Origin of the sequence: Streptomyces sp. NPDC102360 (assembly GCF_044766085.1) — a bacterium.
Lineage (GTDB): Bacteria > Actinomycetota > Actinomycetes > Streptomycetales > Streptomycetaceae > Streptomyces.
On record NZ_JBIWLG010000008.1, the window covers coordinates 298964 to 318327 of the forward strand.

Sequence of the window (19364 nt, forward strand, 5' to 3'; positions counted from 1 at the left end):
CCGACCGGCCATGCTGAGATACCTCCTGCGGAGGCTGGTGTTCCTGCTGGTCTCCCTCGTCCTCGCGTCCGTCGTGCTGTTCGTGCTGCTGCGGATGCTGCCAGGCGACCCGGCGAACGCGCTCACCTCGGTGGGCGCCTCGCCGGAGCAGATCGCCGCGGCCCGGCACTCCATCGGCTCCGACAAGCCGCTGCCCGAGCAGTTCACGCACTGGATCGGCCAGTTGGCGAGCGGTGACCTCGGCACGTCCTTCGTGTCCTCGCTGCCCGTCGGGCCCGAGGTGTCACAGCGACTGAACGTGACGGTGCCGCTGACGCTCTCCGCGTTCGTGCTCGCCGTGCTCGTCGCCGTACCGGCGGGCTTCGTGGCCGCGTACAAGCGGCGGACCTGGTACGGGGCGCTGCTCAGCGGCGTCTCCCAACTCGGCATCGCCGTCCCGGTGTTCTGGCTCGGCATGATCCTCATCGCCGTGTTCGCGCTGAACGCGGGCTGGCTGCCGTCCGGCGGCTTCCCGCAGGACGGCTGGGACACCCCGGCCGAGGCCGTGCAGTCGCTGGTGCTGCCGGTGGTGACGGTGGCGCTCGTCATGTCGGCGTCCCTCATCCGCTACGTACGCTCCGCGACGCTCGACGTCCTCGACAGCGAGTACCTGCGCACGGCGCGGGCGCTCGGCTCGTCCTTCGCGCGGGCCATGTGGCGGCACGGGCTGCGCAACGCGTCCGTGCCGGTCATCTCCATCCTCGGCATCGAGCTGGCGTCCACGCTGCTCGGCGCGGTCGTCGTCGAGTCCGTGTTCGCGCTGCCGGGGCTCGGCTCCATGCTCGCGACGGGGATCGCGCAGCACGACTACCCGGTGATCCAGGGCGTGCTGTTCGTGTCGACGTTCGGGGTGCTGATCATCGGCTTCGTGGCGGACCTCGTGCAGCGGCTCGTGGACCCGCGCCTTCGCGGCCGGCTGTCGGGGGGCGGTGTGCGATGAAGCGCCGGTCATCGGTCACGTTGTGGACGGGCGCCGTCTTCGCGGGACTCGTCGTGCTGCTCGCGCTCGTCTCCCTGTTCTGGCTGCCGTACGACAGTGAGGACACGTCCGGCGGCCGGCTCGCCGGACCCGGCGGCGGGCACCTGATCGGCACCGACAAGCTCGGACGCGACCTGTTCACGCAGCTCATGACGGGTTCGCGGATCGCGCTCCAGGCCGGGCTCGGCTCGGTCGCGGTGGCGGCGCTGCTGGGCGTGACCCTGGGGTTGTTGGCCGCGTTCGCGCAGGGCTGGTTCGACGACACGCTCTCCGCGCTGCTCGACATCCTCATCGCGTTCCCGACGCTGCTGCTCGCGATGCTGATTGTCGCGGCGCGGTCGGCGACGCTCGGCTCGGCGATCCTCGCGATCGGCCTCGCGCAGAGCGCGGTGGTGGCGCGGCTGACCCGGATCCTGGTCAAGCGGGTGCTCGCGCAGGACTACATCACGGCGTCCCGTACGTCCGGCACGACCTGGCCGCGGATCGTCGCGGGCCACGTCCTGCCCAACATCTGGCCGACGCTCGCGGTGAACCTGGCGCTCCAGTTCGGCCTCGCCGTCCTCGCGGAGGCGGGCCTTTCGTACCTCGGCCTCGGCGCACCGCCGCCCAACGCCTCGTGGGGCCGGATGCTCCAGGAGGCGCAGGCGACGTTCACGACGGCGCCGGCGGGAGCGCTCGCGCCGGGCGTGCTGCTCGTCCTGCTGGTGATCGGCGTCAACCTGGTCGCGGACGGGCTGCGGGACGTCCTCGACCCGACGGCACGGAAGGAGAGGGCGACGGCATGAGCGATGCGACGTTGCTGTCCGTGGACGGACTCACGATCCGTTCGGGCGACGGGCGCGAGCTGGTGTCCGGCCTCGATTTCGAGGTCGCGCGCGGCGAACGCCTCGGCCTGATCGGCGAATCCGGCTCGGGCAAGTCCCTCACGACGCTCGCGGTGCTCGGTCTGCTGCCCGCGGGCATGACGGTGACGGGCAGCGTCGAGCTGGCCGGTACGCAGATCGTCGGCGCGAGCGAGAAGACCCTCGTGGGGGTACGCGGCCGGAGTGCGGCCGTCGTCTTCCAGGAGCCGCTCACGGCGCTCGACCCGCTGATGCGGGTCGGCAGGCAGATCGCCGAACCCCTGCGCACGCGGCGGCAGTTGAAGGGGGCGGCGCTCAGGTCGGCGGTGGCGGACCTCCTGGCACAGGTGCGGCTCCCGGACCCGGACCGCATCGCCCGCGCCTTCCCGCACGAGATCTCCGGCGGCCAGCGCCAGCGCGTGGCCCTCGCCATGGCGCTCGCCTGCGACCCGGCGTTGCTCATCGCCGACGAGCCGACGACGGCGCTGGACGTGACCGTGCAGGCCGAGATGCTGGAGCTGATCGAGGGGCTGGTGCGCGAGCGCGGCATGGCGGTGCTGTTCGTCAGTCACGACCTGGCGGTGGTGTCGAAGGTGACGGACCGCGTCCTGGTGATGAAGGACGGGCGCGCGGTCGAGTCGGGCGCGGTGGCCGACGTCGTACGGGCCCCGCGCGAGGCGTACACGCGGGCGCTGGTGGACAGCGCGCGGCAGTTGGAGTCCGCGCTCGACCTCGGAGGTGGGCGATGAGCGCCCCTGTGCTGGACCTGGACCGGGTGTCCTACGCGTACCGGGGCGCCGCGGCGCCTGTCGTCACGGACGTATCGGTGGCGGTGGAGACCGGGCAGAGCCTCGCGCTCGTCGGTGAGTCGGGCGCGGGCAAGACGACCCTGCTGCGCATGCTGCTCGGCCTCGCCCGCCCCACGGCCGGGACGGTCCGCTTCGACGGGGACGAGCTGCGGCCGCGCGACCGTGCGCAGATGACGGCGTTCCGCCGCAGCGTGCAGTGCGTCTTCCAGGACCCCTACGCCTCGCTCGACCCCCGGCAGCGGGTGCGGCGGATCGTGGCGGAGCCGCTGCGCTCGCTCGGCGTCGCGACCGGGGCGGAGGCGGACCGGAAGGTCGCGCACGCCCTCGAACGGGTGGGGCTCCCGGCCGACGCGGGGGAGCGGTATCCGCACGAGTTCTCCGGCGGGCAGCGCCAGCGCATCGCCATCGCGCGGGCCACCGTGTGCGACCCGCGCGTCCTCCTCGCCGACGAGCCCGTGTCCGCGCTGGACGTCACGACGCGGGTCAAGGTCGTCGACCTGCTGGCCGAGCTGAAGGAGACGGCGGGGCTGACGATCGTGATGGTGTCCCACGACCTGTCGGTGGTGGCGGCGTTGTGTGAGCGCACGGCGGTGCTGGAGCGGGGACGGGTGGTCGAGGCGGGCCCCACGTCGACCGTCCTGGGGGCGCCCGCCCACGCGTACACGCGGCGCTTGCTGTCGAGCGTCCCCAGGCTGCCCGCAGCCACCTGACGCCCACCCGTCCCCCGGTCACGGGGCTCCGCCCCGGACCCCGCGCCTCAATCGCCGGCGGGGCTATAAATAGCCCCTGCGGCGTTTGAGCAGCGCGGGCTCCATTTGGAGCCCCTGCGGCGATTGAGGAGGCCCGTCCGGCAGGACTGTCGGGCGGGCCTGCCGTCGGCGCCGGCCCCGGCTACCCGTACAGCCGACCGCCGCACCGGGGTACCCTCCCCGCATGCCGCACCGGAACCGTACGGACGACCGCGCCGTCACCATCGGGCCCCTGGACCTGCGCAGCCGGGTCGACGAGGCGCTCGCCGTGCAGGCGTACGCGTTCGGGCTCAGCGACGACGAGATCGCCGTCCGCCGGCAGATCGTGCTGCGGCACATCACGTACCCGGGGGCCCGCGCCCGCGGCGCCACGACGGAGACCGGCCGACTCGTCGGGTTCGTGTACGGGATGCCGAACGACCGCACCCACTGGTGGTCCACCGTCGTCGAGCCGTATCTGCGGTCCCGCGGCGAGGACCACTGGCTCGACGACTCCTTCGTGATCACGGAGTTGCACGTGCACCCCGGCTACCAGAACCGCGGCATTGGCCGGGCGCTCATCACGGCGATCACCGACGGCGCCGCCGAGCCCCGCTCGATCCTCTCCGCGATCGACTTCGACAGCCCGGCCCGCGGCCTCTACCACTCGCTCGGCTACGAGGATCTGGCCCGCCAGGTGCTGTTCCCGAGCGCCCCGCGCCCGTACGCCGTGATGGGTGCGCCGCTGCCGCTCAGGCGCCTGGCCGGATAACCGATTTCCGGCCGCGCCCGGGGCCCGGCTAACCTCCTGACATCACCCTCTCGCTGCAGGAGTCAAGAATCATGGCCAAGGTCCAGGTCCAGCGCATGTCCCGATTGATGGTGAAGACACTGCGCGACGACCCGGCGGACGCCGAAGTCCTCAGCCACAAGCTGCTGGTCCGCGCCGGTTTCGTGCGCCGCACCGCCGCCGGTGTCTGGTCCTGGCTGCCCCTCGGCCGACGGGTCTACGCGAACGTCGAGCGCGTCATCCGCGAGGAGATGGACGCCATCGGCGGCCAGGAGGTCCTGCTGCCCGCCCTCCTGCCCAAGGAGCCCTACGAGGCGACCGGGCGCTGGGAGGAGTACGGCGCGGAGCTGTTCCGCCTCCAGGACCGCAGGGGCGGCGACTACCTGCTCGGCCCGACCCACGAGGAGATCTTCACCCAACTGGTCAAGGACCAGTGCACGTCCTACAAGGACCTGCCGGTGATCCTCTACCAGATCCAGACCAAGTACCGCGACGAGGCCCGTCCGCGCGCCGGCATCCTGCGCGGCCGCGAGTTCCAGATGAAGGACTCGTACTCCTTCGACCTCTCCGACGAGGGCCTCGCCGAGTCGTACGGCCTGCACCGCGCCGCGTACCAGCGGATCTTCGAGCGCCTCGGCCTCGACTACCGGATCTGCGCGGCGACCGCGGGCGCGATGGGCGGCTCGAAGTCGGAGGAGTTCCTGGCCCCGGCCGCGGCCGGCGAGGACACCTTCGCGGACTGCCCGGCCTGCGACTACGCCGCGAACACCGAGGCGGTCGGCTTCGCCGTGCAGGCGGTCGACGCGGAGGGCGTGGCCGCGCTCGTCGAGGTCCCCACCCCCGACACCCCGACCATCGAGACGCTCGCCGCGTACATGGAGGTCCCGGCCTCGGCGACCCTCAAGAACCTCCTCGTGAAGGTCGACGGCGAGATCGTCGCCGTCGGCGTCCCCGGTGACCGCGAGGTCGACATGGGCAAGGTCGAGGCGCACTTCGCCCCGGCCGCGGTCGAGCTGGTGACGGCGGAGGACTTCGAGGGGCGCGACGACCTGGTCCGCGGCTATGTCGGCCCGCAGGGCCTGGACGAGAAGGTCACGTACATCGCCGACCCGCGGGTCGCCCCCGGCACGGCGTGGATCACCGGGGCCAACAAGGACGGCGTGCACGCGAGGAACGTCGTCGCGGGCCGTGACTTCGAGGTCTCCGAGTACGTCGACGTGGTCGTCGTCCAGGAGGGCGACCCGTGCCCCAACTGCGGCACCGGCCTCAAGCTTGACCGCGCCATCGAGATCGGCCACATCTTCCAGCTCGGCCGCAAGTACGCGGACGCGTTCCAGCTCGACGTCCTCGGCCAGAACGGCAAGCCGGTCCGCGTCACCATGGGCTCGTACGGCATCGGCGTCTCGCGGGCCGTCGCGGCGCTCGCCGAGCAGCACGCCGACGACAAGGGCCTGATCTGGCCGGAGGAGATCGCCCCGGCGGACGTCCACGTGGTGGCTGCCGGCAAGGCGCTCCAGACGGAGCTGGCCCTCGAGGTCTCCGACAAGCTGGCGGCGGCGGGCGTCCGCGTCCTGGTGGACGACCGCCCCGGTATCTCCCCCGGCGTGAAGTTCACCGACTCCGAGCTGATCGGCGTCCCGAAGATCCTGGTCGCGGGCCGCCGCAGCGCCGACGGCGTCGTAGAACTCAAGGACCGCCGCACCGGCGAGCGCGAGGAACTCACAGTCGAGGAGGCCGTGGCCCGCCTCACGGCGTAACGGGTCCACCACGGCCAGCCGGTCCCAGGGTTACGGTCGACGGTTCCTACGCAGCGGGGCTCCGCCCCGGAACCCCGCTGCTCAATCGCCGCAGAGGCTTTATCTACCGCCCCGCACCGCTCGGGTGCTTCGCCAGCGGCGGGGCTGACGGAGCCGACCGCGACGGGTGAGCCATTTAAGCCCCGCCGGCGTTTGAGGCGCGGGGTCCGGGGCGGAGCCCCGTGACGTGGGGACGGTCGACCGCAACAGACAGGCCCCCGGTCGACCTCACAGCCAGCCCGCGAACTCCAACAGGTTCTCGCCGTCCTGGTGCCGCCCCACGCGCAGTGCACGCGCGCCCGATTCCACCGCCCGGAACAACGTCCACCCCCGCAGCCGCTCCTGGTCCACCTCCAGGGACTCCGCGAGCCGCTTCACCCGGCGTCGGGTGATCGCGGGGCCCGACGGTGAGCCGATGAGGTCCTCCACCCGGTCACGGACAAGCCGCGCCAGGTCGAACGCGGTCTCGCCGACGACCGGGTCGGGCCCGACCGCCAGCCACGGCATCCGCTCTCCGGACAGCACCTTGGACTGCCGGAACGTACCGTGCAGCAAACGGAGTTCGGGCGGCGAGGACACCAGCTCGTCCCGCGTCCCGAGGGCTGCGTCGATCAGCGGCGCCACGTCGGGGAAGGCGTCCACCGTCGCACGCATCCCGACCGCCTGGCGGCCCGTGCGCTCCGGAACGGTCTCGCAGTTGCGCCCCTCGGGCGGGTCCACCCAGAGGCGGCGCAGCGTGCCCGCCGCCTCCAGGAGCGCCTTCGCCTCCGGCAGCGTACGGACGGAGATCTCCGGGTGGAGGCGTTCCAGGAGCAGCGCGCCGTCGTTGACGCCCGGGTCAAGCAGCCGCACCGCGCCGAAGCCGTCCCAGTGCGTCAGCGCCGCACGCTCCGCCTCCGGGCGGAACCGCTCGGGCGCCAGTTTCAGGATCGCCGGTGAGCCGTCCGCCCTGCGGACGTGGGTGACCAGGCCGCTGCGGCCCCCGGGCACATGCACCCGCTCCACCGTCACATCGCGCCGCGCCGCCGCCTCGTCGAGCAGCGGGCCGACCCGGTCGAGCCACGCCGACGCCCCGTCGTCACGCACCTCGCCGAGCGCGTTCACAAGACGCGGAGGCGGTTCGAATGCCAGGGGCGCGGATGCCATGCGCGGGGATTTCCTTCCAGTTCTGCCTACGTGCTGGGGTCCTCCGGAGAGGACGGTGCCGACGACGATGCGGTCGGCGCCGCGGCCCGTTCGGAGAGCCCAGGGAAGGCTACGCTGCCGCCGCCCCAGCGCACGGCACGGACCGCCGCCTCGCGGAGCGCGTCGGCCGCGCTCCGGCGCCGCTCGCCGCTCGCCGCCCGTACGAGATCCGAGTAGACGCCCGCGACCCTGTTCTCGATGTCCGCGGCGAGCCGCGCCGCCGCCGACGCGTCGGGTACCGGGAACGGCAGGGCGTACGCCCCCGCGGACTCCTCGGGATTGCCGCCCAAGTCGCGCACCGTGCGCCGCAGTTCGTCGCGGCGGGCGCGATGCGCGTCGTACGCGTCCCTGGCCCGGCCCCTGCGGTCCTCGCCGATCCGGCCGCCGACCACCCCGTAGCCGTACACCGCCGCGTGCTCGGCGCGCAGCGCCGCCTGCACCGCCGCGAGCAGTTCGTTCTCGCTCATTCCTGTCCGTCCTCCGACAGCAGATACGCGTGCCCGGCCCCGGCCGCCGCCACCGACGCGAGCAGCCGCGCCAGCTCGCCCGGAGCGTCCACGAGCGCGGACATCCGGCGGTCCGAGAGCCGCTGCTCGGCCACCGAGAGCGCCTTGAGGATGTCCTTCTCGGAGGCCGGCGCTGCGGCCGACTTGTTGCCCGGGCGGGCCGCCGCGCCCGACGGCCGGCCCGCCCCGCCGAACGCCTTCACGTGCCGCTCGACCTCGGCCCGCAGCGGGTTCAGCCGCTCCGCGAGCGCCGGACGGGCCGACACCGCCTGGTCGTACTGGCCGAGGAGGTCCGTGCTCTCCCGCGCCGCCTGTGTCCGCAGCCGCTTCTCCTGCGCGGCGGCGGGCGCCCCGCTGCCACCGTCGGCGCCGCCATCGGCGTCCGAGCAGCCGGTCAGCAGCGCGGCCCCGGCCAGCGAGGCGAGCAGAGTCCTACGTCGTGGCCCGGAGCGGGCGAGAGGGGGCAGCGGCACGGCAGGCGTCCTCAGGGGCGAAGAGGCGGGAGGGGAGAGGGCTTTCGGCGGGCGGCGCCTTGATCGGAACTGATCAGGTTCGATCGAGGGGGAGCGGCCGTGATCACCGTACCGCCGCCCTTGCACGGGTGGACGGCAACACCCCCCTGGACCGGATACCCTTTGACCTGACGCGCAAGGAAAGTCAGTAACTACAACAGCACACGCGGCCGAGGAGTCACCCGGATGAGCACCACCCAGAACGAGAGGCTGCGGGAACTACTGGAACCGCTCGTCACCTCACAGGGGCTCGAACTCGAAGAGATCGAAGTGGCCTCGGTCGGACGCAAGCGTGTGCTGCGCGTTGTCGTCGACTCCGACGAGGGCGCCGACCTTGACGTGATCGCCGATGTGAGCCGCGCGCTCTCGGCGAAGCTCGACGAGACGGACGCCATGGGCGAGGGCGAGTACGAGCTCGAGGTCGGAACGCCCGGCGCCGAGCGCCCCCTCACCGAGCACCGCCACTACATCCGTGCGACGGACCGCCTCGTGAAGTTCCAGCTGAACGACGAATCCGAGCTGGTCGCGCGCATCATCAAGGTCGACGACGACGGCCTTGACCTGGAAGTACCGGGAGTGAAGGGGCGCAAGCCCACCTCCCGAAGGCTCGACTTCGCCGACCTCGCCAAGGCGCGGGTCCAGGTCGAGTTCAACCGCAAGAACAAGAACGAGAACGACGACAGCGACGTTCAAGAAGAGGAGGCGTAGCCATGGACATCGACATGAGTGCCCTGCGGGGGCTGGTCCGGGAGAAGGAGATCTCCTTCGATCTGCTGGTCGAAGCGATCGAATCGGCCCTCCTCATCGCCTACCACCGCACCGACGGCAGCTTCCGCCACGCGCGCGTGAAGCTCGACCGCGACAGCGGCCACGTGACGGTCTGGGCGAAGGAGGACCCGTCGGACCTCGAAGAGGGCCAGGAGCCCCGCGAGTTCGACGACACCCCCTCCGACTTCGGCCGGATCGCCGCCACGACCGCGAAGCAGGTCATCCTGCAGCGGCTGCGCGACGCCGAGGACGACGCGACGCTCGGCGAGTACGCGGGCCGCGAGGGCGACATCGTGATGGGCCAGGTCCAGCAGGGCCGCGACCCGAAGAACGTGCTGGTCGACATCGGCAAGCTGGAAGCCATCCTGCCGGTGCAGGAGCAGGTTCCCGGCGAGGAGTACCCGCACGGCCTGCGCCTGCGCTCGTACGTCGTGCGCGTCGCCAAGGGCGTCCGCGGCCCCTCCGTGACTCTGTCCCGTACGCACCCGAACCTCGTGAAGAAGCTCTTCGCGCTTGAGGTGCCGGAGATCGCCGACGGCAGCGTCGAGATCTGCGCCATCGCGCGCGAGGCCGGCCACCGCACGAAGATCGCCGTGCGCTCCACCCGGAGCGGGCTCAACGCCAAGGGCGCCTGCATCGGCCCGATGGGCGGGCGTGTGCGCAATGTCATGGGCGAGCTCAACGGCGAGAAGATCGACATCGTCGACTGGTCCGACGACCCGGCCGACATGGTCGCCAGCGCGCTGTCCCCGGCCCGCGTCTCCAAGGTCGAGATCGTGGACCTCGCGGCCCGCTCGGCCCGCGTGACCGTGCCCGACTACCAGCTCTCCCTCGCCATCGGCAAGGAGGGGCAGAACGCCCGGCTCGCGGCCAGGCTCACCGGCTGGCGCATCGACATCCGCCCGGACACCGAGCAGGGCGGCTCTCCCGAGGATGCTCCCGAAGGGGAATAATTCCGAGCGCTCGGCGCTTGGATCACGACAGTATGTGACGAGCCAACCGTTCGATCTTTGCCCCAAAGGGGTGAGGTCGGTACGGGGAGGTAGACTTAACCGTGTCTGGTCGGACGCATGCCCGCGCATGCCCTGAGCGAACCTGCGTGGGATGCCGGGAGCGAGCGGCCAAGAGCGAACTGCTGCGGATCGTGGTGATCGAGGGACAGTGCGTCCCCGATGATCGCGGTACGCTGCCCGGCCGGGGTGCGTACGTGCATCCCGCCCTTGCCTGTCTTGACCTGGCGGTCCGCCGCCGGGCGTTCCAGAGGGCCTATCGGGTCCCTGGACCGTTCGACACGGCGGCCCTGCGCCACCGCGTCGAGCAGGCGACACCGTAAGAAGCGCCGTACGGGACCCCCGTGCGGCCCTGGTATTCCGCGAGTTGGAAGTAGGTCGAGATTGCGATGAGCACTCGATGAGCACGCGATGAGTACGCCCATGAAGTAGCGACGGTCCGGCGTAACCCGGACCTAAAAGGAGCGAAGTGGCTAAGGTCCGGGTATACGAACTCGCCAAGGAGTTCGGCGTAGAGAGCAAGGTCGTCATGGCCAAGCTCCAAGAACTCGGTGAATTCGTACGTTCGGCGTCCTCGACCATCGAGGCGCCGGTTGTACGCAAGTTGACTGACGCCCTGAATCAGGGCACCAACGGCGCGGCCAAGAAGCCCGCCGCCAAGAAGGACTCGCCCGCGAAGCCCGCGGCGCCGCGTCCCACCCCCTCTCCCGCGCAGGCCGCCAAGCCGGCTGCCCCGCGTCCGGGCCCGGCTGCGCCGAAGCCCGCCGCGGAGAAGCCCGTCGCGGAGCCCACGGCGGAGACCCCCGCGGCGGAGAAGCCCGCAGCCCCGGCCGCTCCGGCGGCTCCGGGTCCGCGTCCGGGTCCGGCCGCACCGAAGCCGGCCCCGAAGCCCGCTTCCCCGGCCCCCAGCACGCCGGAGTTCCAGGCTCCCGCCGCTTCGCAGGCCCCCGCGGCCCCGAAGCCCAGCGGCCAGTCCGCTCCGCGTCCCGGCGCCCCGAAGCCCGGTGGCCGTCCGGCCCCCGGTCAGGACCGTGGCCAGGGTCAGGGTCAGGGTCAGGGCCAGGGCCAGCGCGGTGACCGTGGCGACCGTCAGGGCGCCCCGCGTCCCGGTGGCCAGGGCCAGCGTCCCGGTGGCGCCCGTCCCTCGGGCCCGCGTCCGGGCAACAACCCCTTCACCTCTGGTGGTTCCACCGGCATGGCGCGCCCGCAGGCGCCCCGTCCGGGCGGCGCCCCGCGTCCCGGCGGCCAGGGTGCCCCGGGCGGTCCGCGCCCGCAGGGTGGCGGCCAGGGTGGTCCCCGTCCCCAGGGTCAGGGCGGCAACCGTCCGAGCCCGGGCAACATGCCCCGTCCGCAGGCAGGCGGCGCCGGCGGCGCGGCCGGTCCGCGGCCCGGCGGTGGCGGCGGCAACCGTCCGAACCCCGGCATGATGCCGCAGCGTCCCGCAGCGGGCCCGCGTCCGGGTCCGGGTGGCGGCGGCGGTCGCGGTGGCCCCGGTGGCGGTGGCGGTCGTCCCGGTGGCGGCGGTGGCGGTCGTCCCGGCTTCGCCGGTCGTCCCGGTGGTCCCGGTGGCGGTGGCGGCGGCTTCGCCGGTCGTCCCGGTGGACCCGGTGGTGGCGGCGGCGGTCGTCCCGGCGGCTTCGGTGGACGTCCCGGTTTCGGTGGTCGTCCCGGTGGTCCGGGTGCCCGTGGTGGCACGCAGGGTGCCTTCGGCCGTCCCGGCGGTCCCGCGCGTCGCGGTCGCAAGTCGAAGCGGCAGAGGCGCCAGGAGTACGAGGCCATGCAGGCCCCGTCGGTCGGCGGCGTGATGCTGCCTCGCGGCAACGGCGCTGTTGTTCGCCTGTCGCGCGGTGCTTCGCTCACCGACTTCGCCGAGAAGATCAACGCCAACCCGGCGTCGCTCGTCGCGGTCATGCTGAACATCGGCGAGATGGTCACGGCCACGCAGTCGGTCTCCGACGAGACGCTGCAGCTTCTCGGCGACGAGATGAACTACTCGGTCGAGATCGTCTCCCCCGAGGAGGAGGACCGCGAGCTGCTCGAGTCCTTCGACATCGAGTTCGGCGAGGACGAGGGCGGCGAAGAGGCCCTCATGGCGCGTCCGCCGGTCGTGACCGTCATGGGTCACGTCGACCACGGTAAGACGCGACTGCTCGACGCGATCCGCAAGACCAACGTCATCGCGGGCGAGGCCGGCGGCATCACGCAGCACATCGGTGCCTACCAGGTCGCGACCGAGGTCAATGGCGCCGAGCGCGCCATCACCTTCATCGACACCCCGGGTCACGAGGCGTTCACCGCCATGCGTGCCCGTGGTGCGAAGTCGACCGACATCGCGATCCTCGTGGTCGCGGCGAACGACGGCGTCATGCCGCAGACGATCGAGGCGCTGAACCACGCCAAGGCCGCCGAGGTCCCGATCGTCGTCGCGGTCAACAAGATCGACGTCGAGGGTGCCGACCCGACCAAGGTGCGCGGTCAGCTGACCGAGTACGGCCTGGTGGCCGAGGAGTACGGCGGCGACACCATGTTCGTCGACATCTCCGCCAAGCAGGGCGAGAACATCGACTCCCTGCTCGAGGCCGTGGTCCTGACCGCGGACGCCTCGCTCGACCTGCGGGCCAACCCGGAGCAGGACGCGCAGGGTATTGCGATCGAGGCCCACCTCGACAAGGGCCGCGGTGCCGTCGCGACCGTCCTCGTCCAGCGAGGCACGCTCCGTGTCGGCGACACGCTGGTCGCGGGCGACGCCTACGGCCGTGTCCGTGCCCTGCTCGACGACAAGGGCGAGCACGTGCAGGAGGCGGGTCCCTCGACTCCGGTCCTCGTGCTCGGTCTCACCAACGTCCCGGGCGCGGGCGACAACTTCCTGGTGGTCGACGAGGACCGTACGGCCCGTCAGATCGCCGAGAAGCGTGCCGCCCGTGAGCGCAACGCGGCGTTCGCCAAGCGCGTGCGCCGTGTCTCGCTCGAGGACCTGGACAAGGTGCTCAAGGCCGGCGAGGTCCAGCAGCTCAACCTCATCATCAAGGGTGACGCTTCTGGTTCCGTCGAGGCTCTCGAGTCCTCCCTGCTCCAGCTGGACGTCGGCGAAGAGGTCGACATCCGCGTCCTGCACCGCGGCGTCGGTGCGGTCACGGAGTCGGACATCGACCTGGCCATGGGCTCGGACGCCATCGTCATCGGCTTCAACGTCCGTGCGGCCGGTCGTGCCGCGCAGATGGCCGAGCGCGAGGGTGTCGACGTCCGGTACTACTCGGTGATCTACCAGGCCATCGAGGAGATCGAGGCGGCCCTCAAGGGCATGCTCAAGCCGGAGTACGAAGAGGTCGAGCTCGGCACGGCGGAGATCCGCGAGGTCTTCAAGTCGTCCAAGCTGGGCAACATCGCGGGTGTTCTCATCCGCTCCGGCGAGGTCAAGCGCAACACGAAGGCGCGTCTCCTCCGCGACAACAAGGTCATCGCGGAGAGCCTCAACATCGTGGGCCTGCGTCGCTTCAAGGACGACGTCACCGAGATCCGCGAAGGGTTCGAGGGTGGTATCAACCTCGGCAACTTCAACGACATCAAGGTCGACGACGTCATCGCGACGTACGAGATGCGCGAGAAGCCGCGCGTCTGAGCTTGATACGCGACTGGGGCCGGTCGACGGGAGTTATTTCCGTCGATCGGCCCCGGCCGTTGCGTGTACCGTTCCCGTATCGGTGGCCGGAAGCGGTCGCCCATACGAACCCGAACCGGCGGGACATCCGGATACACACATGTATGTGGGGACTCTGTCCTTCGATCTGCTCCTCGGCGACGTCCACTCGCTGAAGGAGAAGCGCTCCCTCGTCCGTCCGATCGTGGCCGAGCTGCACCGCAAGTACGCGGTGAGCGTCGCGGAGACGGGCAACCAGAACCTCCACCGCAGGGCCGAGATCGGGCTCGCGGTGGTCTCCGGGGACACCGGCCACCTGACCGACGTACTGGACCGCTGCGAGCGACTCGTCGCCGGGCGGCCCGAGGTGGAACTGCTCTCGGTTCGCCGCAGGCTCCACAGCGACGACGACTGACGCAGACTTGAAGCAACAAGCACGTAAGCACTTAAAAGGAGACGGACCAGTGGCCGACAACGCGCGCGCCAAGAGGCTGGCGGACCTCATTCGAGAGGTGGTGGCCCAGAAGCTGCAGCGTGGGATCAAGGACCCGCGGCTCGGCTCCCACATCACCATCACCGACACCCGGGTGACGGGCGACCTCCGGGAAGCCACCGTGTTCTACACGGTGTACGGGGGCGACGAGGAGCGGGCCGAGGCGGCCGCCGGTCTGGAGAGCGCCAAGGGCATCCTGCGCTCGGCGGTCGGTCAGGCGGCCGGCGTGAAGTTCACGCCGACCCTGGCCTTCGTCGCGGACGCCCTGCCGGAGAACGCCCGCACCATCGAGGACCTCCTCGACCGGGCCCGGCAGTCCGACGAGCAGGTGCGGGAGGCGTCCGCGGGCGCCGACTTCGCCGGCGGTGCGGACCCGTACCGGAAGCCGGAGGATGCCGACACGGACGCCGCGGACGCCTCTGAGAAGGACGGCGAAGCCTGAGCATGTCCGACCGCACCCCTCCGCCCGACGGCCTTGTCATCGTCGACAAGCCGTCGGGCTTCACTTCGCACGACGTCGTGGCCAAGATGCGCGGGATCGCCAAGACCCGCAAGGTCGGCCACGCGGGCACCCTCGACCCCATGGCGACGGGCGTGCTGGTGCTCGGCGTCGAGCGCGCCACCAAGCTCCTCGGCCACCTCGCGCTGACCGAGAAGGAGTACCTGGGCACGATCAGGCTCGGGCAGAACACGCTCACGGACGACGCGGAGGGCGAGCTCGTCTCGTCCACCGACGCGTCCGGGGTCGGGCGCGAGGCCATCGACGCGGGCATCGCCGCGCTGAGCGGCGACATCATGCAGGTGCCTTCGAAGGTCAGCGCCATCAAGATCAACGGCGTCCGCAGCTACAAGCGGGCCCGCGAGGGCGAGGAGTTCGAGATCCCGGCGCGCCCGGTCAAGATCTCGTCCTTCGCCGTGTACGACGTCAGGGACGCGGTCGCCGAGGACGGCACGCCGGTCCTCGACCTGGTCGTGTCCGTCGTCTGCTCGTCCGGTACGTACATCAGGGCGCTCGCCCGTGACCTGGGCGCGGGGCTCGGTGTCGGCGGGCATCTGACGGCGCTGCGGCGCACGCGCGTCGGCCCGTACAAGCTGGACTCGGCGCGCACCCTGGACCAGCTCCAGGAGTCGCTGACCGTGATGCCGGTGGCCGATGCGGCCGCCGCCGCGTTCCCGCGCTGGGACGTCGATGAGCGCCGCGGGAAGCTGCTGCTGAACGGCGTACGCCTGGACGTGCCCGAGGAGTACGCGGGCGCGGGTCCCGTCGCCGTGTTCGGGCCCGGTGGGCAGTTCCTCACCCTGGTCGAGGAGTCCAAGGGGAAGGCGAAGAGCCTGGCCGTGTTCGGCTGAGCTTGCGCCATCACCGATTTCGGTGGAGCGGCGGGTTCCGGTCTCTGGGTGGCCGCCGCTCCACGCCCCCCTCTCAAGGGTGTATCCAGCGCGCCCGTTCACTTCACCCCTTCGGGCGGGCGCTCGGAGTGAATGGGGGGAGCGCAAGGGGGCGCGTTCACCGCTGACGCTGTCCTGCTGATCATTGCGCGCCTACCGTCGAGGCAGGGGCGTGGCGGAGAACGGCGGGAGGGTCGCGTCATGGTGGACCCGCCGCTGGTACGGATCAGTGATCTGGCCGGGCGGCCGCGCGGCGCGGGCTTCGCGGCGGACGACCGGGGGACGGTCGTGACCGGCCACGAGGTGGTGAGCGGGCTCGGGCGCCTGCTGGTGCACGGGCCGGGCGGTGCGAGCTGTGTGGTGGAGCCCGAGTCGATCGTCGAACTGCCCGAAGCGAACCTGGCGTTGCTGCGTACGGAGGGGCTCGGTGCGGTGCCGCTGCCGGTGGCGGCCTCGGGGCCACCCGCGGCGGGGGCGTACGTCCGGATCCCCGCGGGCGGCTGGCGCGAGGCGCGCGTCCTGGGGCGCTCGCCGGTCGCGTACGTGGCCGGGGGCCGCAGGCATTTGCTGGACGGTGTCCTGGAGTTGGCCGTCGGTACGGACGGGGCGGATGCGCTGCGCGTCGGCGGCGGGGCCGCGGGCGGTCCTGTGCTCGACGCGCGTACGGGTGCCGTCGTCGCGGTGCTCGGTACGGCGCTGCGGGCCGGGCACCGGGCGGCCGGGTTCGCGGTGCCGCTGCGGGCGGTGGCCGCCGGTGCGGGCGGGCGGGGTCCGCTCGCCGAACTGCTCGCGCGCAATGCCGCGGCTGTGCCCGCGTACGGGGACGATCTGAATCTCGGCGGGGTGCTGCAGCTGGCCGGGATCTCGGTGGGCAGCGACGGGCCGGGGACGGGCGGGCCCGAGCCGGTCGAACGGCCGGATGTGGTGCGGGAGTTGGACTCCTTCACGGCGGGCGCGGACGGCGAGGCGCGGGTACTGGCCCTCGTCGGGGAGCCGGGGAGCGGGCGGACCACGGAACTCGCCGCGTTCGCCGAGCGGCGGGCCAAGGGGGACGGCGCGGCTCCCACGGTGTGGCTGCGGGGCGCGGACCTGAGCGAGGACGACGCGTCGGTGGCGCAGGCGGTGGGGCGGGCGCTCGCGCGGGCGGGCCGGATCGTGGCGGCGTCGCGGGAGGAGGCGGTCGCGGCGGGGGCCGTGGCCGCGGGAGCCGTTGGGGACATCTCCGCCGAGCGGATCGCCGAGGTCGCCCGGGAGACGGGGCGGCCGCTCGTGCTGTTGCTCGACGGGCCCGAGGAGATGCCGCCCGTGCTCGCGCACCGCCTGAGCGGCTGGTCGCGGGGGACCGAGCGGTGGCTCGCGGCGTGCGGGGTGCGGTTGGTGGTGGCTTGCCGTGCCGCGTACTGGGAGCAGGCGGGTGCGCTGTTCGGCGCGGACGTGCTGTACGGGTCGGCCGCCGGGGCGCTGCCGCCGGGTGTACGGATCGGTGACCTTGCGGGGGACGCGGCGCGGCGGGCGCGGGAGCGGCTCGGTGTGCCGGAGGGGGCGCTCGCGGAGCGGGAGGCCGGGCATCCGCTGTCGTTGCGGCTGCTGAGCGAGGTGCGGGCGGCGCTGCCGGGGCGTGTGGCCGGGTGCCCCGACCGGGACGAGATCTTCGGGGCGTACCTGGACCTCATGTGCCTACGAGTGGCGGTCCGGCTGGCCGCGCCTTCCGGCGTACGGGGGAGTGGGGTGCGCAGGCTGGCGGCGCGGGTGGCGGGGCAGGTGCACGAGGCCGCGCGGCGGAGTCTTGGGCCGGGGCAGGGGGAGTTGGACCGGGAGTCGTTCGAGGAGCTGTTTCCGTGGGGGGCGGCGCGGGACGGGGTGGCCGGGTGGGCGTCGGCGGTGCTGACGGAGGGGGTGCTGGTGCCGGCGGGGGGCGGGTTCCGGTTCGCGCACGAGGAGGTCGCGGACTGGATCCAGGGGATGCACTTGGATGTGGACGGGGCGTTGGAGGCGCTTGTGTTCCGGCGGCGGGGGGACGGGTTTTCGGTTCCGCGGCATCGGGCGGGGCCGGTGGTGCGGGCGCTGCTCCTGATCGAGCGGCAACTGGGCTGCGCGGAACTGGGGCTTCGGCTACGGGAGTTGCTCCCGTGGGCCCTGCGGAGGCCTGACGCGGGGGCGGGGGAGCGGGTGGCTGCGGCGGGGTCTACGTCTGACGCGGGTGCGGGCCGAACCGGGGGCCGCCTTGCCCACCCTGCCGCCCAAGGCGGCAGATTGCCCAAGGCGGCGCGGCATCGGCCGGTGCCGCCAAATCCAGCCCCTGCGGCGATTGAGCAGCGGGGTCCGGGGCGGAGCCCCGAGGCGTGGGGGGAAGGGGGCCTGGACGCGGCCTGGTGGGGTGTGGCACTGGTGCGGGGGGCGTTGGAAGGGGTTCGGGACGCCGGACCGTACCTCGACGTGCTCCAGGTGATCGCGGAGCGAGGCCGCTTCGACGGGGAGTTCTGGATGCGGATCGCCGTGGACGACGACACCCGGTTCGAGCTGCTGCGGCAGGCCGTCGTGCGGGACGGCGGCGAGGTCGGCGGCCGGTGTCTGGACGCCGTCGCGGAGGCACTCGCCGCCGAGCCGCGGCGCGTACAGCAGAGGCTCACGCGCTGGTTCGACGACGAGCGGGCACTGCCCGCCCTGCCCGACGCCACCGTCGCCGACGCCGCTCAGGCCCTCCTCCACACCCATCGCCACCGCGATCTCGACGGCCTGGTCGAGGCCCTCGTCGACTGCGCCCAGCCGCGCGCCGACGAGCTGCTCGCCACCTTGGCCGACGAGGAACCGTCCGCCCTGTGCCGGGCCGTCGACCGGTGGGCCCACGACGAGCGGCCCGACCGGCACGCAGCCGCCGCCGCGTACGGCCTGCGGGTCGCCCCGCGGGTCGGCGACGCGGCCGACCGGGAGCTGCTGCGGTACGCCGCGTTCGCGCTGCTTGAGCGGCCCTCCGATCGGACGGCGCTGCACGGCGCCGCGCTCGCCCTCCTCGTACGGGATCCGGACTCCCGGCCCGCGTACCTGGCGCGGGCGCTGGAGCGGTTCACCGTCGGCGACGCGCAGGTGTCCGCCGACGCGCTCGCCCCGGCCGTGGCCACCCACCCGGAGCCCGTGTTCACGGCGTTCCAGGCGCGGCTGCGGGAGCCGGGACCCGGCCTCGGAGACATCCTGCGGACCCTCGCCGAGCTGACCGAACCCGTGCACGCCCGGCGCGCCGCCGCACTCGTGAAGGAGCTCGCCGAGGACTGGCCGGACGCCGCGGCCGGGCACGTGGCGGTGTTCGTCGACCGGTGTCTCGAGCGCGAGGACGGTGCGCGGGCCGTGATGTACCCGCTGGTCGTGGGTCTCGTCTCGGAGCGGCCCCCGGTCGTGCGGAGCGCCCTGGCGCGGGTGCTCGCCGCGCCCGGCACGACCGCGTCGCGCGCGCTGCGGGCCGAGCTGCTCGACGTACTGCTGGAGGACGAGCGGGACCCCGGCGTGCTCGACGCGCTGCTGTGCGCCGCCGCGCGGGACGCGGCGCGGCGCGGCGCGGCCAGGACGCGGGACCTGGTGCACCGGACGGGCATGCTGCGGGTGCGTACGCCGGAAGGGGCGTCCGGCTTCGACCGGCTGCTCGTGGAGCTCGCGCGGTCCGTGCCGGGGTTCGCGGGCCTGGTGGCAGGGTGGCTGGCGGGAGCGCCCCGTGAGTGGGCGGCGCTCGTCGGCCCGGGCTCCCGCCGCATGATCGAGAACCTGGCCGGTGTACGGGTACCGGCTTAGCGTCGCGGGCCCGCCCGATGCGAAGCGTGGGTGGGCGGCATGGCACTCTTAGACCTGCGTATCGGGTACAGAGACGCAACGGTCTAAACGGTCGGACACAG

17 protein-coding genes are annotated in these 19364 nt (G+C 72.6%); 14 read left to right on the forward strand and 3 right to left on the reverse strand.

Going from position 1 to position 19364, the window contains the following annotated elements; genetic code table 11:
* Positions 1 to 10 precede the first annotated feature (10 nt).
* The 6 genes from ACIRHA_RS28990 (at position 11) to ACIRHA_RS29015 (ending at position 5944) form a co-directional block, all read left to right on the forward strand.
* The gene (locus tag ACIRHA_RS28990) at positions 11 to 979 is read left to right on the forward strand and encodes an ABC transporter permease (RefSeq protein WP_403851808.1); all 969 of its coding nucleotides are present in this window, start codon (positions 11 to 13) and stop codon (positions 977 to 979) included.
* Positions 976 to 1803, forward strand: a complete 828-nt coding sequence (locus ACIRHA_RS28995; protein ID WP_403851811.1) for an ABC transporter permease — start codon at positions 976 to 978, stop codon at positions 1801 to 1803. The genes ACIRHA_RS28990 and ACIRHA_RS28995 overlap by 4 nt, the downstream gene beginning before the upstream one ends.
* Positions 1800 to 2609, forward strand: coding sequence for an ATP-binding cassette domain-containing protein (locus tag ACIRHA_RS29000; protein ID WP_403851814.1), 810 nt, complete (start codon positions 1800 to 1802; stop codon positions 2607 to 2609). Before ACIRHA_RS28995 ends, ACIRHA_RS29000 begins: the two co-directional genes overlap by 4 nt.
* The gene (locus ACIRHA_RS29005; protein ID WP_403851817.1) at positions 2606 to 3379 is read left to right on the forward strand and encodes an ABC transporter ATP-binding protein; all 774 of its coding nucleotides are present in this window, start codon (positions 2606 to 2608) and stop codon (positions 3377 to 3379) included. The genes ACIRHA_RS29000 and ACIRHA_RS29005 overlap by 4 nt, the downstream gene beginning before the upstream one ends.
* 223 nt (positions 3380 to 3602) lie before the next feature.
* Complete coding sequence (locus tag ACIRHA_RS29010) at positions 3603 to 4169, forward strand: GNAT family N-acetyltransferase (protein WP_403851821.1); 567 nt, start codon at positions 3603 to 3605, stop codon at positions 4167 to 4169.
* A gap of 71 nt (positions 4170 to 4240) precedes the next feature.
* Positions 4241 to 5944: a proline--tRNA ligase gene (locus tag ACIRHA_RS29015; protein WP_403851824.1), complete on the forward strand. Its 1704-nt coding sequence runs from the start codon at positions 4241 to 4243 to the stop codon at positions 5942 to 5944.
* Positions 5945 to 6211: 267 nt separating this feature from the next.
* Here ACIRHA_RS29015 and ACIRHA_RS29020 read toward each other — a convergent pair whose 3' ends face one another.
* From ACIRHA_RS29020 to ACIRHA_RS29030, 3 genes are read right to left on the reverse strand one after another with little or no spacing between them, the layout of a single operon-like run.
* Positions 6212 to 7114, reverse strand: coding sequence for an aminoglycoside phosphotransferase family protein (locus tag ACIRHA_RS29020; protein WP_403852157.1), 903 nt, complete (start codon positions 7112 to 7114; stop codon positions 6212 to 6214).
* A gap of 41 nt (positions 7115 to 7155) precedes the next feature.
* Positions 7156 to 7635 (reverse strand): ferritin-like domain-containing protein, encoded by a 480-nt coding sequence (locus ACIRHA_RS29025; protein WP_403851827.1) that lies wholly within the window; start codon positions 7633 to 7635, stop codon positions 7156 to 7158.
* Complete coding sequence (locus ACIRHA_RS29030; RefSeq protein ID WP_403851830.1) at positions 7632 to 8147, reverse strand: hypothetical protein; 516 nt, start codon at positions 8145 to 8147, stop codon at positions 7632 to 7634. Before ACIRHA_RS29030 ends, ACIRHA_RS29025 begins: the two co-directional genes overlap by 4 nt.
* Before the next feature lie 225 nt (positions 8148 to 8372).
* Between ACIRHA_RS29030 and rimP the strand changes: the two genes are divergently transcribed.
* From rimP to ACIRHA_RS29070, 8 genes are all read left to right on the forward strand, one after another.
* Positions 8373 to 8894 carry a ribosome maturation factor RimP gene (gene rimP, locus ACIRHA_RS29035; RefSeq protein ID WP_403851833.1) on the forward strand — a complete coding sequence of 174 codons (522 nt, stop codon included), beginning with the start codon at positions 8373 to 8375 and terminating at the stop codon, positions 8892 to 8894.
* A 2-nt stretch (positions 8895 to 8896) separates the two neighbouring features.
* On the forward strand, positions 8897 to 9907 hold the full coding sequence (gene nusA, locus ACIRHA_RS29040) for a transcription termination factor NusA (protein ID WP_403851836.1): 1011 nt from the start codon (positions 8897 to 8899) through the stop codon (positions 9905 to 9907).
* 101 nt (positions 9908 to 10008) lie between these two features.
* The gene (locus ACIRHA_RS29045) at positions 10009 to 10287 is read left to right on the forward strand and encodes a YlxR family protein (protein WP_403851839.1); all 279 of its coding nucleotides are present in this window, start codon (positions 10009 to 10011) and stop codon (positions 10285 to 10287) included.
* A gap of 146 nt (positions 10288 to 10433) precedes the next feature.
* Positions 10434 to 13583, forward strand: coding sequence for a translation initiation factor IF-2 (infB, locus tag ACIRHA_RS29050; protein WP_403851842.1), 3150 nt, complete (start codon positions 10434 to 10436; stop codon positions 13581 to 13583).
* A 139-nt stretch (positions 13584 to 13722) separates the two neighbouring features.
* Complete coding sequence (locus ACIRHA_RS29055) at positions 13723 to 14016, forward strand: DUF503 domain-containing protein (RefSeq protein ID WP_403851844.1); 294 nt, start codon at positions 13723 to 13725, stop codon at positions 14014 to 14016.
* 49 nt (positions 14017 to 14065) lie between these two features.
* Entirely contained in the window at positions 14066 to 14536 is a 471-nt protein-coding gene (rbfA, locus tag ACIRHA_RS29060; protein ID WP_403851847.1) for a 30S ribosome-binding factor RbfA, read from the forward strand.
* A gap of 2 nt (positions 14537 to 14538) precedes the next feature.
* Positions 14539 to 15444, forward strand: coding sequence for a tRNA pseudouridine(55) synthase TruB (gene truB, locus ACIRHA_RS29065; protein WP_403851850.1), 906 nt, complete (start codon positions 14539 to 14541; stop codon positions 15442 to 15444).
* Positions 15445 to 15684: 240 nt separating this feature from the next.
* The gene (locus ACIRHA_RS29070) at positions 15685 to 19263 is read left to right on the forward strand and encodes a trypsin-like peptidase domain-containing protein (RefSeq protein ID WP_403851853.1); all 3579 of its coding nucleotides are present in this window, start codon (positions 15685 to 15687) and stop codon (positions 19261 to 19263) included.
* Positions 19264 to 19364: the final 101 nt, after the last annotated feature.